At 54.9% G+C, this 12786-nt stretch carries 13 protein-coding genes; 2 read left to right on the top strand and 11 right to left on the bottom strand.

All coding sequences use genetic code 11. From position 1 onward, the window contains the following. The first annotated feature begins 405 nt into the window (after positions 1-405). Entirely contained in the window at positions 406-2544 is a 2139-nt protein-coding gene (nrdD, locus tag HV350_RS21710) for an anaerobic ribonucleoside-triphosphate reductase (protein WP_016151477.1), read from the top strand. 175 nt (positions 2545-2719) lie between these two features. Continuing rightward, entirely contained in the window at positions 2720-3184 is a 465-nt protein-coding gene (gene nrdG / locus HV350_RS21715; protein WP_016151476.1) for an anaerobic ribonucleoside-triphosphate reductase-activating protein, read from the top strand. 32 nt (positions 3185-3216) lie between these two features. On the opposite strand, the gene HV350_RS21720 is transcribed toward nrdG, so the two are convergent. From HV350_RS21720 to pmbA, 11 genes are all read right to left on the bottom strand, one after another. After that, complete coding sequence (locus HV350_RS21720; protein ID WP_181629302.1) at positions 3217-5130, bottom strand: PRD domain-containing protein; 1914 nt, start codon at positions 5128-5130, stop codon at positions 3217-3219. A gap of 21 nt (positions 5131-5151) precedes the next feature. Next, entirely contained in the window at positions 5152-5892 is a 741-nt protein-coding gene (locus HV350_RS21725) for a KDGP aldolase family protein (RefSeq protein ID WP_016151471.1), read from the bottom strand. Then, positions 5889-7007, bottom strand: coding sequence for a DgaE family pyridoxal phosphate-dependent ammonia lyase (locus tag HV350_RS21730; RefSeq protein WP_181629304.1), 1119 nt, complete (start codon positions 7005-7007; stop codon positions 5889-5891). The genes HV350_RS21725 and HV350_RS21730 overlap by 4 nt, the downstream gene beginning before the upstream one ends. Beyond that, the gene (locus tag HV350_RS21735) at positions 6991-8124 is read right to left on the bottom strand and encodes an amidohydrolase/deacetylase family metallohydrolase (RefSeq protein WP_181629305.1); all 1134 of its coding nucleotides are present in this window, start codon (positions 8122-8124) and stop codon (positions 6991-6993) included. Before HV350_RS21735 ends, HV350_RS21730 begins: the two co-directional genes overlap by 17 nt. A 58-nt stretch (positions 8125-8182) precedes the next feature. Beyond that, positions 8183-8827, bottom strand: coding sequence for a DUF4310 family protein (locus HV350_RS21740; protein ID WP_003830379.1), 645 nt, complete (start codon positions 8825-8827; stop codon positions 8183-8185). A gap of 11 nt (positions 8828-8838) precedes the next feature. Next, positions 8839-9615 carry a DUF4311 domain-containing protein gene (locus tag HV350_RS21745; RefSeq protein ID WP_005134210.1) on the bottom strand — a complete coding sequence of 259 codons (777 nt, stop codon included), beginning with the start codon at positions 9613-9615 and terminating at the stop codon, positions 8839-8841. Positions 9616-9637: 22 nt separating this feature from the next. Then, positions 9638-9937 carry a DUF4312 family protein gene (locus HV350_RS21750; protein WP_016151468.1) on the bottom strand — a complete coding sequence of 100 codons (300 nt, stop codon included), beginning with the start codon at positions 9935-9937 and terminating at the stop codon, positions 9638-9640. Positions 9938-9939: 2 nt separating this feature from the next. Further along, the gene (locus tag HV350_RS21755) at positions 9940-10302 is read right to left on the bottom strand and encodes an SFCGS family glycine-rich protein (RefSeq protein ID WP_003830384.1); all 363 of its coding nucleotides are present in this window, start codon (positions 10300-10302) and stop codon (positions 9940-9942) included. A 10-nt stretch (positions 10303-10312) separates the two neighbouring features. Next, positions 10313-10621: a PRD domain-containing protein gene (locus HV350_RS21760; protein ID WP_016151467.1), complete on the bottom strand. Its 309-nt coding sequence runs from the start codon at positions 10619-10621 to the stop codon at positions 10313-10315. Between the two features lie 329 nt (positions 10622-10950). After that, positions 10951-11337 carry a cytochrome b562 gene (gene cybC / locus HV350_RS21765; RefSeq protein ID WP_016155540.1) on the bottom strand — a complete coding sequence of 129 codons (387 nt, stop codon included), beginning with the start codon at positions 11335-11337 and terminating at the stop codon, positions 10951-10953. A 48-nt stretch (positions 11338-11385) separates the two neighbouring features. Then, positions 11386-12738, bottom strand: coding sequence for a metalloprotease PmbA (gene pmbA, locus HV350_RS21770; RefSeq protein WP_003830385.1), 1353 nt, complete (start codon positions 12736-12738; stop codon positions 11386-11388). Between the last annotated feature and the right edge of the window lie 48 nt (positions 12739-12786).

Genomic DNA, 12786 nt, shown 5'->3' on the forward strand with positions numbered 1-12786 from the left:
CAATTATGTTCAGGCCCGGTACGCATAACGCTGCCGGGCTTTGATGCCTACGCTCAGCTTACCTTTCTGTTTTTGTTGAATAATTAATCAGAATTTTCTGCCCACAATTTACAATCGGCTGTAGTGCCCGTCATCTGTACGCTCCGATTTTTACTTTGCGCTACATCAAATAAATCGTAAACATCCTTGATGCAAATCACTACATATAGAACTTAAAATGCACGCCGACCCAATATGTTGTATTAATCGACTACAATTGCTACAACTACAGTGCACCGCTTCACGGTGGAATTGTGGATAAAGTGGGTCAGGATTGCGGGAAGTCATTGGCAATAGAGATGAATAAAGCCCTGATGGCTTCCCCAACCTCTGTGGATAACCTGTTCTTATAAATATGGAGTGATCATGACACCGCATGTGATGAAACGAGATGGCTGTAAAGTGCCGTTTAAATCAGAGCGCATCAAAGAAGCCATTCTGCGTGCAGCTAAAGCAGCGGGAGTCGATGACGCAGATTACTGTGCCACCGTCGCAGAAGTCGTTAGTAGCCAGATGAATGAGCGCAGCAAGGTCGATATCAACGAGATCCAGACAGCGGTAGAAAACCAGCTAATGTCTGGCCCGTACAAACAACTCGCCCGTGCGTACATCGAATATCGCCACGACCGTGATATCCAGCGTGAAAAACGTGGCCGTCTGAACCAGGAAATTCGTGGTCTGGTTGAGCAAACCAACTCTGCTCTGCTGAATGAAAATGCCAACAAAGACAGCAAAGTGATCCCGACCCAGCGCGACCTGCTGGCCGGTATCGTTGCCAAACACTATGCGCGTCAGCACCTACTGCCGCGTGATGTCGTCCAGGCGCACGAGCGTGGTGATATTCACTATCACGATCTCGACTACTCTCCGTTCTTCCCAATGTTTAACTGCATGCTGATCGACCTGAAAGGCATGCTGACGCAGGGCTTTAAGATGGGTAACGCGGAGATTGAACCGCCAAAATCCATCTCTACCGCGACCGCCGTCACCGCGCAAATTATCGCGCAGGTCGCCAGCCATATTTATGGCGGCACCACCATTAACCGTATTGATGAAGTTCTCGCGCCGTTCGTTACCGAGAGCTTTAATAAACATCGTAAAACCGCTGAAGAGTGGCAGATCCCGGACGCCGACGGTTATGCCCATTCCCGTACCGAGAAAGAGTGCTACGACGCATTCCAGTCTCTCGAGTATGAAGTGAACACCCTGCATACCGCCAACGGTCAGACGCCGTTCGTGACCTTTGGTTTTGGCTTGGGAACCAGCTGGGAATCGCGTTTGATCCAGCAGTCCATTCTGCGTAACCGTATTGCCGGCTTGGGTAAAAACCGTAAAACCGCAGTGTTCCCGAAACTGGTGTTCGCGATTCGTGACGGTCTGAACCACAAGTTTGGCGATCCGAACTACGACATCAAGCAGCTGGCACTAGAGTGCGCGAGCAAGCGTATGTATCCGGACATCCTGAACTACGATCAGGTGGTCAAAGTGACCGGCTCGTTCAAAACGCCAATGGGCTGTCGCAGCTTCCTCGGCGTGTGGGAAAACGAGAACGGCGAACAGATTCACGACGGGCGTAACAACCTCGGCGTTATCAGCCTCAACCTGCCGCGTATCGCGCTGGAAGCGCATGGCGATGAAGCCACCTTCTGGAAGCTTCTCGACGATCGTCTGGTGCTGGCGCGTAAAGCGCTGATGACCCGCATTGCGCGCCTGGAAGGCGTGAAGGCCCGCGTGGCGCCAATTCTGTATATGGAAGGGGCCTGCGGCGTGCGTCTGAAAGCGGACGATGATGTGTCAGAAATCTTTAAAAATGGTCGTGCATCCATCTCTCTGGGCTACATCGGTATTCACGAAACCATCAATGCGCTGTTTGGCGACAAGCATGTGTATGACAGCGAGCAGCTGCGCGCCAAAGGTATCGCCATTGTGGAACGCCTGCGTCAGGCGGTCGATCAGTGGAAAGACGAAACTGGCTACGGCTTTAGCCTGTACAGCACGCCAAGTGAAAACCTGTGCGACCGTTTCTGCCGTCTGGATACCGCCGAATTTGGCGTGGTCCCGGGCGTGACCGACAAAGGCTACTACACCAACAGCTTCCATCTCGATGTGGAGAAGAAGGTTAACCCGTACGACAAGATCGATTTCGAAGCGCCGTACCCGCCGCTGGCAAGCGGGGGCTTCATTTGCTACGGCGAATACCCGAATATTCAGCACAACCTGAAAGCGCTGGAAGACGTCTGGGATTACAGCTATCAGCACGTGCCCTATTACGGGACCAACACGCCAATCGATGAATGCTACGAGTGCGGCTTTACTGGTGAGTTTGAGTGCACCAGCAAAGGCTTTACCTGCCCGAAATGTGGTAACCACGACGCCGCGCGCGTATCGGTCACCCGCCGCGTCTGCGGTTACTTAGGCAGCCCGGACGCACGTCCGTTTAACGCCGGTAAGCAGGAAGAAGTGAAGCGCCGCGTTAAGCATTTAGGGAACGGGCAGATCGGTTAATTTAGACGATTTTATTGCCCGGCGATGCGACGCTTTTCGGGCCATTATTTCCGCAACGCAATTCACGTCATAGCAAGGCAGCAAATGAGTAAGTCCCGGGGAGCTTACATAAGTAAGTGACTCGGGCGCACGAACGCAGCTATGGCGCGAATTGATAAACGGATGAGAAGCGAAAATGAATTACCATCAGTATTACCCTGTCGACATCGTTAACGGTCCCGGCACTCGCTGTACCCTGTTTGTTTCAGGATGCGTGCATGAATGCCCCGGTTGCTATAACAAAAGCACCTGGCGGTTGAACTCTGGCCAGCCGTTTAGCAAAGAGATGGAAGACAAGATCATTGCCGATCTGAACGACACGCGTATTCACCGTCAGGGGATCTCGCTCTCCGGCGGCGATCCGCTGCATCCACAAAACGTGCCGGATATTCTGCAACTGGTGCAGCGCATTCGCGCTGAGTGTCCGGGAAAAGACATCTGGGTGTGGACCGGCTACAAGCTCGATGAACTCGATGCCGCGCAAATGCAGGTTGTCGATCTCATCAACGTGCTGGTCGATGGCAAATACGTGCAGGATCTTAAAGACCCGGCGCTAATCTGGCGCGGCAGCAGTAATCAGGTTGTACATCATTTGCGTTAATTTCCAGCAGTAGAGGTTCTGTTTTCCACCCCTCAAAAACGGCTCACACACTCCATTGCAACTGTTTTGAACTCGCTGAAATTCCGGCATGCGCAGAGTCGCGTCATCGCGCGCTCGCGCAGGAAGGTGACGAAAATATCGTAGATCGCCATCGCTTCTTCGTATTCGCTTTTGCTGATGGCGAGCAGGAAGATCACATGCGCCGTTTCATCCCCCCAGGCGATACCCTGCGGGGCGAGGATGGTGTAGACCACCGTTTTCTTTGCCAGCAGACCGAGGGCGTGCGGCAGGGCAATGCTGTCACCCAGCATGGTGCTGACGATGGCCTCACGTTCAACCACCGAATCAAGAAACTCCGCATCGACAAAGCCTTCATCCTGCAACTGGCGACATAAAACGTTGAACAACGTTTGTTGATCCATAGGCTCGTCGATCACACGAAAATGGGCGGCATCGAAGAATTTGTTCAACATCCACGGACGGGTTCTGTCGACCAGCACCAGTTTGCCCATTTGCTCCAGTTGATAATCGGTAGGGAACGGTGCAATCATCACCACAGGCTTATCTTTTTCACCAATCCGCGCGGTAGAGATGACGAAATCTTCGCTGATGCTTTCCCGCTGTTCGTAGTCGCGTAGCGTCACGGTATCGACGATTTCTATCTGCGGATACTTACGCGCCAGCACCGCCTCAATCATCCGCACCATCGCATTTCCAGCATCGCATACCAGCAGAACTTTCGGCTGCCTCTGGTAACCGATGTTGTAACTACGCTCCAGCCCGACGCCAATATGCAGCACAAGGAAGCCAATCTCATTTTCACTGATGGTGTACGGCGTATATTTTCCCCATCCCGAGACGGCGGCCAGCGTCATGTCCCACGCCATCGGGTAGTGCTGTTTAATATTTTCCAGTAGCGGATTGGGGATCATTATCTGGTAACGCACCCGGGTGATCATCGTCTTAATATGCGTCAGCAGATCAGCATGTAACTGTTTGTCATTCAACAGGTTGTAGTTGTACTGGCTGTTGATAAAACGCAGGATGTAATTGACCAGCGCTTCGTCATCATCCGCATTGATGGCGCTGGGGGCGATCTCTTGTACCTGGCGGGCGGCGATATGCACCTGCAGCCAGTTCTCTTCGGAAACGGTAAGCGGTTTATCCGCCAGTCGGTGCAATACCGCTGCGATTTCCCGCGTGGCCAGGCACACCGATTGCTCGGCTTCTTCTGCGGCAAACTCCGGGAGGGGATACCCTTCGCTAATCCGCCGTACCGCCACCGCGCAGTACAACCGCAAAAACAGCTCACCCTCATCGGTCAGGCGAATGTGAAAACGGGCAAAAATATCCTGCAAAACAGGTTGTAGCTGTTCAGGGATCCCGGCATTTAGTGCCTCTTGCGTCACTAGCGGGTGCTGTGGATCCTGCTGTGCCAGCGTCCATAGCAGATCGGTCAAACAGGCGCGGATCGCCATCTCGCTGCCAAACAGTTTCATACCGTGACGGGGGCGCGTTTCCAACGTCAGATGATAACGTTGCAGATGCTCGCGCACCTCAGCCATATCGTTTTGCAGCGTCGCGCGGCTGATAAACCATTCATCAGCCAAATCCTCCAGCTTCAGCGAAAAGGCCGACGTCAGAAAACGAACCACCAGCCAGTGCACCCGCTCCTGGCTGGTGCGAGGGATGCGCAGCAACGCGTCTGGTCGCTGCGTTTGCAGGGCATGATAACGTGCCGGGTCGTCAATTTTGAGTTGATAACCGTTACCCCGGCTGAGGACAAACTGCGCGCCGTACTGGGTGAGCAGCGCGTTTAGCGCAGTGATATCCGCCCGTACGGTGCGTGTGGAAACCGACAACCGCTGCGCCAGCTCGTCCTGTGGAAGCGCTTCGTTTTGCAGCATGCCAAACAGCTGCGCTAAACGTTGGTTGGGGAATCGCACGTCAGTTTCCTCATCAGTCAGTTAGCCTACGCAGGCCCGGGTCATCGCCATCAGCTGGCGCACGTCGTCCGGTCGGGTGTTACCACTCACCTTATCAATAATCGAACTATAGATGTGAGGAATGATTTTGCTCACTCCGGCATCCAGGGCGATCTGCAAAATTTCAGTGAAATTATCCAGATCGATACCGCCAGTTGGCTCCAGCCAGAAGTCATGGCGGGCGCAGGCCTGGGCAACTGCAATGTATTCCTCACGGCACTTCAGGCCGCCCATTGGGAAGTATTTAATCGAGCTCCCCCCCATGTCTTTGAGCAACGCAATCGCGGTTTCTACCGGCACAATGCCGTCCGGCGTCTGGCTGCTCAGCGGACCGGTGGAGATTTTCACCCTGCCCGGTGTGCCAGTTGGCGAGACCAGACCGTTGACCACCGTCTCCTGCTGACCCAGCAGCGCGCGACTGGTCGCCACGCCGGTAAAGACCTGATTAACATGCTGTGGCTGCACCTGACGGGAGATTTCACTGACCATCGCCGACTGGTTTGGATCGCCCGCCCCCAGCCCCACGGAGAGGGCATTGTCGATAAGCGCTGCGTATTCACGCATATCCGCAACCGCGCTTGCGACATCCGGGTAATTTTTTGACAACACACCGACCAGTACGTGTCCTTCCGCCGCCGCGTAAATATCCCGGGCATTTTCTTTGGAGCCCGCCAGCACGTTCAGGCAGACGCGGTCGCGATAAAAGTTAGGGGTCAGTTTCATGCTTTTTTCTCCTGCGAAATCACTTCACTAATTCGACGGGCCACAATCTCCAGTTGCGCGCGATCCACGCTGCGCACATCGGCTTCGATAATGCCTTCGTTAGCTTTGTAACCACGGAAGTAAATCGCGTACTCTCCCTGCTTGAGCGCGTCGACCAGTTCACCTGTGGCGATGCCGGTTGCCGCTTCGTCAAACTTAATTTCCGTGCGCGCGATGTCGCGCCCTGCGCTGTCCCACACCACGCGGGCGCTTACGCCGTGAAGCTGGTTTAACGCATTAATGAACGGCGTCATTTTCTCGACCATCTCCGCGCCGCTCTCTTTCTGCGCGTTCAGATACAGTTCGATGGCGCAGGTCAGGCCAAGAATCCCCTCTTTGCCCACCTTCATCGCCCGACCAATCCCCGCGGTCTGGCGCTTCACCCACTCAACGTATTGGGTTTTGCCAATCACCAGGCCGCTGGTTGGCCCTTCAATCGCCTTCGCACCGCTATAAATCACCAGATCCGCACCAACCCGGTAGTAGCACTGCAAATCCTCTTCCGCCGCCGCATCCACGATTAGCGGCAGATTATGCGTACGCGCCACCACCGCAGCCTGTTCCACGCTGAGCATACTTTTCTGGACGCAGTGGTGAGATTTGATATACAGAATGGCCGCCGTGCGTGGCGTAATGGCCGCCGCCAGCTGAGCGGCGGAACATTCGTTGGCATAACCCGCTTCCACGAGCTTGCCGCCGCCGAGCGCCACCATGGTGCCAACCGGAGCGCCAAAGTTGACGTTGTGGCCTCTGGGCAGCACGATTTCGTTGTTCTCGATCGGCGCGACGTGCAGGTTCTCCAGCAGCCAGTCGCTGTCCTTAACCAGCACTCCAGCCACTGACAGGGCGATTCCGGCCGAAGCGCAGGAGACGACGGTTGCCCCTTCCACCTCCAGCAATTTCGCGATGTAGTCACCGGTCTTATTGACCAGGTCTTTCATCTCAAAATATTGATTCATCCCCGCCATTGCGGCCTGAACCACTTCTGGTCGTGGCGTAGAAACGCCGAGCGCCGTCATGCGGCCTGAGGTGTTAATCACCTGTTTTAAATTGTATTTCTCAAAAATCGAAGGCATGTTCCGCGCTCCCTTGTTCGGTCATATAGCCCTTGCCCGCACGTATTGCGGCAAGCGGCACCAGCAGTTGTTCAGCCTGCAGGCTGTCGTTTTCTGCATCTACCAGCACGGTTGGCTGGCGCTTAAGCGTAAAGAGGGTTAAATCGGCATCCAGACCAACCTGCAGTCGCCCTTTCTGTTTCAGGCGCAGACCATCGGCGGCATTGGCAGTAACGCACTCAATGACCTGCGGTAGCGACATCCCAATGGCGAGAAATTTCGACATCACATTCGCCAGGGAATACACCGGGCCGCTGATACGGTTGCGACAATAAATATCGGAGCTGATGGTGTGCGGCAAAATGCCCAGACCAATAGCGCGTTTTGCCACCGCAAAGCTCAGGCTGGCGGTGCCATGCCCAACGTCCAGACGCACACCGCGTGAAATCGCCCGCGTCACTGACGCTCGCAGCTCGCCTTGCGGCGTCAGAATGCGATTCGGCTTACCGTTGTAGCAGTGGGTAATGATGTCGCCCGCGGTCAGGCGTTCGGCGATCTCATCCAGATTCGGCGGATTGTTGCCGATGTGCACCATCAGCGGCAGGTCACCGTTCTGCGCTTGCATCGTTTTGGCGCGCTCCAGCGGCGTAATGCCGTTTTCACCGACCACGCTGCTGCTCATGCGCGCCTTCAGGCCGACGATAAAATCAGGATGGCGCTTCACCGCCTGTCGAACCGCATCGGCGTCAATGTTGGCCATATTAGCCAGCTCGTTCTGGGCGATAAGCCCAACGCGGGAAATATTCAGCAGCGCATACACTTCGGTGGTCGCTTCCCGGGTCAGGGTATAAAAATCATCGATATCATCCGCCCCGGTACTACCCGCATCCACCACCGTGGTAACGCCGGTAGCTATACCGACGCTGTCCGGCTGGTCGTGATAAATCGGGGATTTCGGGTAGCAGTGAACGTGGGAATCAATCCAACCTGCGCTGACGTAGTACTCGCCGCCCAGTTTGATGGTTTTCAGCGCCGGGCCATCAACGTCGCCCAACGCCGCAATTTTGCCGTCTTTGAGCGCAATATCGCTCACCGTATCGTCAACGAGGCGCGCACGGCGCAGGAGTAAATCAAACATCGCTCTCTCCTTTGCCGGATGGCGGCGCAACCGCCTCATCCGGCCTACAAATCAACAGTTAGCTAATGGCAATCGGGAAGATGGACCCGAGGATCATCGCCCCAAGGATCGCCCCGCCGGTGATCGGTTTCTGCCACAGGTAAAACAGCAGCGCGCCCGCCAGTGAACCGATGCCGATAGGGATAGACGCCGTCATCGCGCTGAGGATAATCAATGGTCCGAGGAAGCGGCCGGAGGCGTTACCGGCCCCCATCATGACATCCGCGCCGTAGGTCGAGTCGCTCTGATTGATGGTGAACTTACGCGCCAGAATAATGATGTAGCCAATCGCCAGACCAATCACCAGACCGGTAACCAGCGACGCTGCGAAGTTGGCAACCGGGAAGATAATACCTGCGCCCAGCAGCAGCGCCGGAACACCTAACCCGACCCCGGTCTGAATCGCCCCGCCAATATCCAGAATCCCCACCAGCGAACCTTCAATGATGCGGGCAAACAGGAAGCTTGCACCAAATGCCGCCACCGCCCCGTAGGAGCCGGTGTCCATTCCCGCCTTCAGCATCGCCACAAAAGCGACTTCGTTAAATGCGCCAATACCGTACAGGTAGTACATGTGCGTTCCGGCAAATACGCCAGAGGAGAGCAGGCCAACGAAGATCGGGAACGACCAGTCAGCGAACCAAAAACCTTTATTCTGTTCCATGATGGCCTCCGTTATTTACCGCTGAGCGAGTTGTGGATAAGTTCGAGCCAGTTAGGCACGGTCAGATGGAAGGATTCGATCATCTTCATGTCGAAGCCGCGGAAGAAGCCGCTCAGGACAAACAGCGCGACGATAGCCACCATCATCACTTTAGTGACGTGGTTCCAGCCGCTCTCTTCCACGCCTTTACCGATCAGAATGCCAAGGACCAGACCCGGAACGGCGTTGCCCATAATCAGCTGCGCCGCGCCGCCAAAGACGGTGGCCCAAAAGCCTGATTTTTTACCGGCATCGATCGCCGCCAGCCAGAAGATCACCGGCATCACGGTGTTAACCAGCAGGTTAGCCGCAGGCACCAGCACCTTGACGGCTGTAACCTGCAACGCTTCCGGTACGGATGACGCCGTGAGGTTCAGGAAGGTCACGACGATCATCCCGATAACGCCGCAGGCAATCGCCATGCGCTTGGGATCGTGCAGCGTTTCACCGACGTTGCGGTTTTTAACCATCAGCGCAGCAGCGCCCCAGTTGGGGATGATGCGATGGTCGACGTCCTGAGTGAACGCCCCCGCCGCAACAGAGGAAGCCCAGGCGTTAAAGAAGAAGCCCAGGCCGAACGAGAAGTGAGAAGCCGGATCCCCTTCGCAGGAATTCAGTTCTCCCAGAGTACGAAACGCGCCCATCCCTTGAGTGGTAGGCGCATGAAACATGCGTGCAGCCCCAGCGCCGACACCGACGCCAACCAGGCCGCCGATGATGAGCGATTTTATTAATATTATCAGGAACATAATTATGCCTTTTAATAAAGAATCAGCGTTGCGTAACGAAATCCACCTTGTCGAGATTGATGGCAGTCACGTTGACGGTCACGTCCAGCTCCACGCTGAAGGTGCGTCTTTCCCGGCGCAAAAAGAGGAATAAAAATGCCTCTTTGCGCACCGATTCACGCGCTTGAACAACCTGCACATCCTGTGGCTCAATACGCAGTAAGATATGCGGCGACGCTTTCATCACCGCAGCCTGAACGTGGTTCAGAGCATCGGCAAAGGCGCGCGCTTTGGCCTCGCCCTTGCCAGTGACTCTCACCGTGGTGGTGAATTGTTCTTTCATGCTTAAGCGCCGTGTTTCTTTTGCCACGCCTGTACCAGGCGCTCACCGAGTTCTTCTTTGTCCATAAAACCGAACCCCAGCACGTTGCAACCTTCGTTGATGGCAGTGACCCCTTCATCAACCGAGCGCATGCCGTATTTCGCCTTGTAGCCGTATTTGGTCTGTGCGGTAATCGCACCCGCGCCGCCACTGCCGCAAAACGAGATACCAAAGGTGGCGTTTTCCGCTTTCATCACGTCACCCAGCTTCATATCTGCCGCAACGCCCGGCACCACAACCGCACGGCCGCCCGCTTTCTCAACGCCTGCCGCCACTTTCTGGCCTTTACCCAGACGATCGCCAATCACTACGGTAATCTGTTCCATCTTTTGCTCCTTAAAGGTTGTCTTTCGCGACTTCGAAGTGCACCGACAGCAGCCAGGCCTCTTCCTCAGGAAGATTGCCAAACTCAGCGACCACGTCACGGGCAAGCGCCATTGATTCGGCAGAAATTTCATCAAACAAGCTGGCATCGACTTCTGGTAAGGGTTCACCCGTTACCGAGCGGTGCGCCATGGCGCGAACATGCGACGTCAGCATCTGTTCCTGTACAGCGTTGGGAATAATGTGGCGTTCACGCAGCAAGGCATACACCTGCGCCAGCATGCGGTCGGCCAGTTCCACCGATTCCCCCATGTCATTCATTACAGCTCCGTTATTCACTCGTCTTACCCCCTAGTGGCTCTGAGGGTAACTTAGCGGCGGGGGTTAAAAGTTTGTAGCGAGTTGTTTTCCACTTCGAAGTGGAAAGGGGCGCAGCGATAGTGATCTGTGCCGCAAAAAGGGCCGGGACCACGATTAATCACTGGAAGAATGTGATTGAGATCGCAAGAGTGAGCAGCAAAATGGAAGGAAATGCGAACAATGAATGGACGATAAAAATGAAAAAATGTGATGGGGATAGCGTTTACTTATGGGATGCAGGGGCGCAGCGTCTTATCCGGCCTACGGTTATGCAGGCCGGATAGAGTAGATTAGCGGAACTTCTTGTGGTTTTCGTTGCGCGTTTTTTTCAGGTCTTCCGCAACGGCTTTCGCCTCTTTGACTTTACCTTCGTTCGCCAGTTTAAGCGCGCCGTCAATCTGACCGATCAGCGTGTCAAAGCCGTGGCGGAAATCTTTCATCTCCGCACTGTCCGGGGATTTGCTCTCCAGCTTCGGCGGCGTTCCCTTTTGAGCATCCAGCGCGGCTGCACGCATTTTGGTCAACGCGTCTTTCAGTTCAGTCGCATTGTCCGTTTTTTCGACGATCTTCAGGTTGTCGTTGAGGATCCCCATGTCATCTTCGAGATCGGCTGCAAACGCAGAAGAACCAAGAACCAGCGTTGAAGCCGCGACGATCGCTAACAGGTGTTTACGCATTGCTCACTTCCTTTTTTATTATTAAAAAAATTAACGCCTTAACGAGTATCATTGCCCGGCGATTTTCATCTCCGGTAACAATACCGAACCACACTGAATATTACTGCGCGTTTCAATATCGTTGCCTACGGTCACAATATTGCGCCACATCTCTTTTAAGTTACCGGCGATGGTAATTTCACTCACCGGATACTGAATTTCGCCGTTTTCGACCCAAAAACCCGCCGCGCCGCGCGAGTAATCGCCGGTAATGCCGCTAACGCCCTGCCCCATCAGCTCGGTAACCACAAGACCTGTGCCCATCTCTTTGAGCAACTGCTCGAAGCTTAGACCCTGTCCCGGAATTCGCCAGTTGTGGATCCCGCCCGCATGACCGGTGCTCTTCAGTCCCAGCTTACGTGCGGAATAGTTGGTCAGCAGCCATTGGGTCAGCACACCGTCTTTAATAATGTCACGGCGTTCGGTCCGAACGCCTTCGCTATCGAACGGCGACGACGCCAGCCCTTTCAGCAGGTGCGGATGTTCTTCAATAGTCAGCCATTCCGGCAGAATTTGTTTGCCCAGCGAGTCGAGCAGGAAGGTGGATTTACGGTACACCGAACCACCGGCAATCGCGCCGACCAGATGTCCGAACAGCCCAGTCGCCACTTCGTTGGCAAAAATCACCGGCGCTTTCATGGTGGAAAGTTTACGCGGAGAGAGGCGAGATAAGGTGCGGCGAGCACAGTCTGCCCCCACCCATTCCGGCGTTTGCAGATCGCCCATCGCCCGGCCAATGGTGTAGGCGTAATCACGCTCCATATCGCCATTTTCTTCCGCGATGACGCAGCTGGAAAGAGAGTGACGCGTAGAGCAGTAGCCCTGCAGCATCCCGTGACTGTTACCAAACACTTTGATGCCGTAGTGGCTGTTAAAACTGCCGCCTTCGGTATTGGTGATACGCTTATCGGCCTGCAGCGCCGCCTGTTCAGCGCGGGCTGCCAGTTCGATAGCTTCGTCAGGGGAAACTTCCGCCGGGTGGAACAGATCCAAATCGGGCGCATCAAAGGCCAGCAGTTCTTTATCTGCCACGCCCGCGCACGGGTCCGGTGAGGTGTAACGTGCAATATCCAGCGCGGCCTGCACGGTACGTGCAATCGCCTGCGGGCTTAAATCGGTGGACGATGCGCTGCCCTTACGGTTTTGGTGATAAACCGTAATCCCCAGCGCGCCATCGCTATTGAATTCTACGTTCTCCACTTCACCATAACGGGTGCTGACGCTAATACCCGTGGTCTTGCTCACAGCGACTTCCGCGCCATCCGACTTACCTGACGCTAATTCCAGTGCCGTCGAGACCGCTTCTTCCAGAATCTTACGCTGCGCTTCAACTTGTGAGATTACTTTCATCGCAAATGCCATAATGTAGAGAGAGTTTCTCTGAAGTCTAACAGAGAACCGTTTTTCAGT

The organism is Citrobacter sp. RHBSTW-01013 (assembly GCF_013781985.1).
GTDB classification, from domain to species: domain Bacteria; phylum Pseudomonadota; class Gammaproteobacteria; order Enterobacterales; family Enterobacteriaceae; genus Citrobacter; species Citrobacter braakii.

Excerpts from the sequence above, each read along its gene's own strand:
- HV350_RS21750 (WP_016151468.1), bottom strand. The coding sequence starts at position 9,937 with ATGAAAGAACAATTCACCACCACGGTGAGAGTCACTGGCAAGGGCGAG.
- HV350_RS21735 (WP_181629305.1), bottom strand. The coding sequence starts at position 8,124 with ATGTTTGATTTACTCCTGCGCCGTGCGCGCCTCGTTGACGATACGGTG.
- HV350_RS21740 (WP_003830379.1), bottom strand. The coding sequence starts at position 8,827 with ATGGAACAGAATAAAGGTTTTTGGTTCGCTGACTGGTCGTTCCCGATC.
- HV350_RS21755 (WP_003830384.1), bottom strand. The coding sequence starts at position 10,302 with ATGGAACAGATTACCGTAGTGATTGGCGATCGTCTGGGTAAAGGCCAG.
- HV350_RS21730 (WP_181629304.1), bottom strand. The coding sequence starts at position 7,007 with ATGCCTTCGATTTTTGAGAAATACAATTTAAAACAGGTGATTAACACC.
- pmbA (WP_003830385.1), bottom strand. The coding sequence starts at position 12,738 with ATGGCATTTGCGATGAAAGTAATCTCACAAGTTGAAGCGCAGCGTAAG.
- nrdD (WP_016151477.1), top strand. The coding sequence starts at position 406 with ATGACACCGCATGTGATGAAACGAGATGGCTGTAAAGTGCCGTTTAAA.
- nrdG (WP_016151476.1), top strand. The coding sequence starts at position 2,720 with ATGAATTACCATCAGTATTACCCTGTCGACATCGTTAACGGTCCCGGC.
- HV350_RS21745 (WP_005134210.1), bottom strand. The coding sequence starts at position 9,615 with ATGTTCCTGATAATATTAATAAAATCGCTCATCATCGGCGGCCTGGTT.
- HV350_RS21725 (WP_016151471.1), bottom strand. The coding sequence starts at position 5,892 with ATGAAACTGACCCCTAACTTTTATCGCGACCGCGTCTGCCTGAACGTG.
- cybC (WP_016155540.1), bottom strand. The coding sequence starts at position 11,337 with ATGCGTAAACACCTGTTAGCGATCGTCGCGGCTTCAACGCTGGTTCTT.
- HV350_RS21760 (WP_016151467.1), bottom strand. The coding sequence starts at position 10,621 with ATGAATGACATGGGGGAATCGGTGGAACTGGCCGACCGCATGCTGGCG.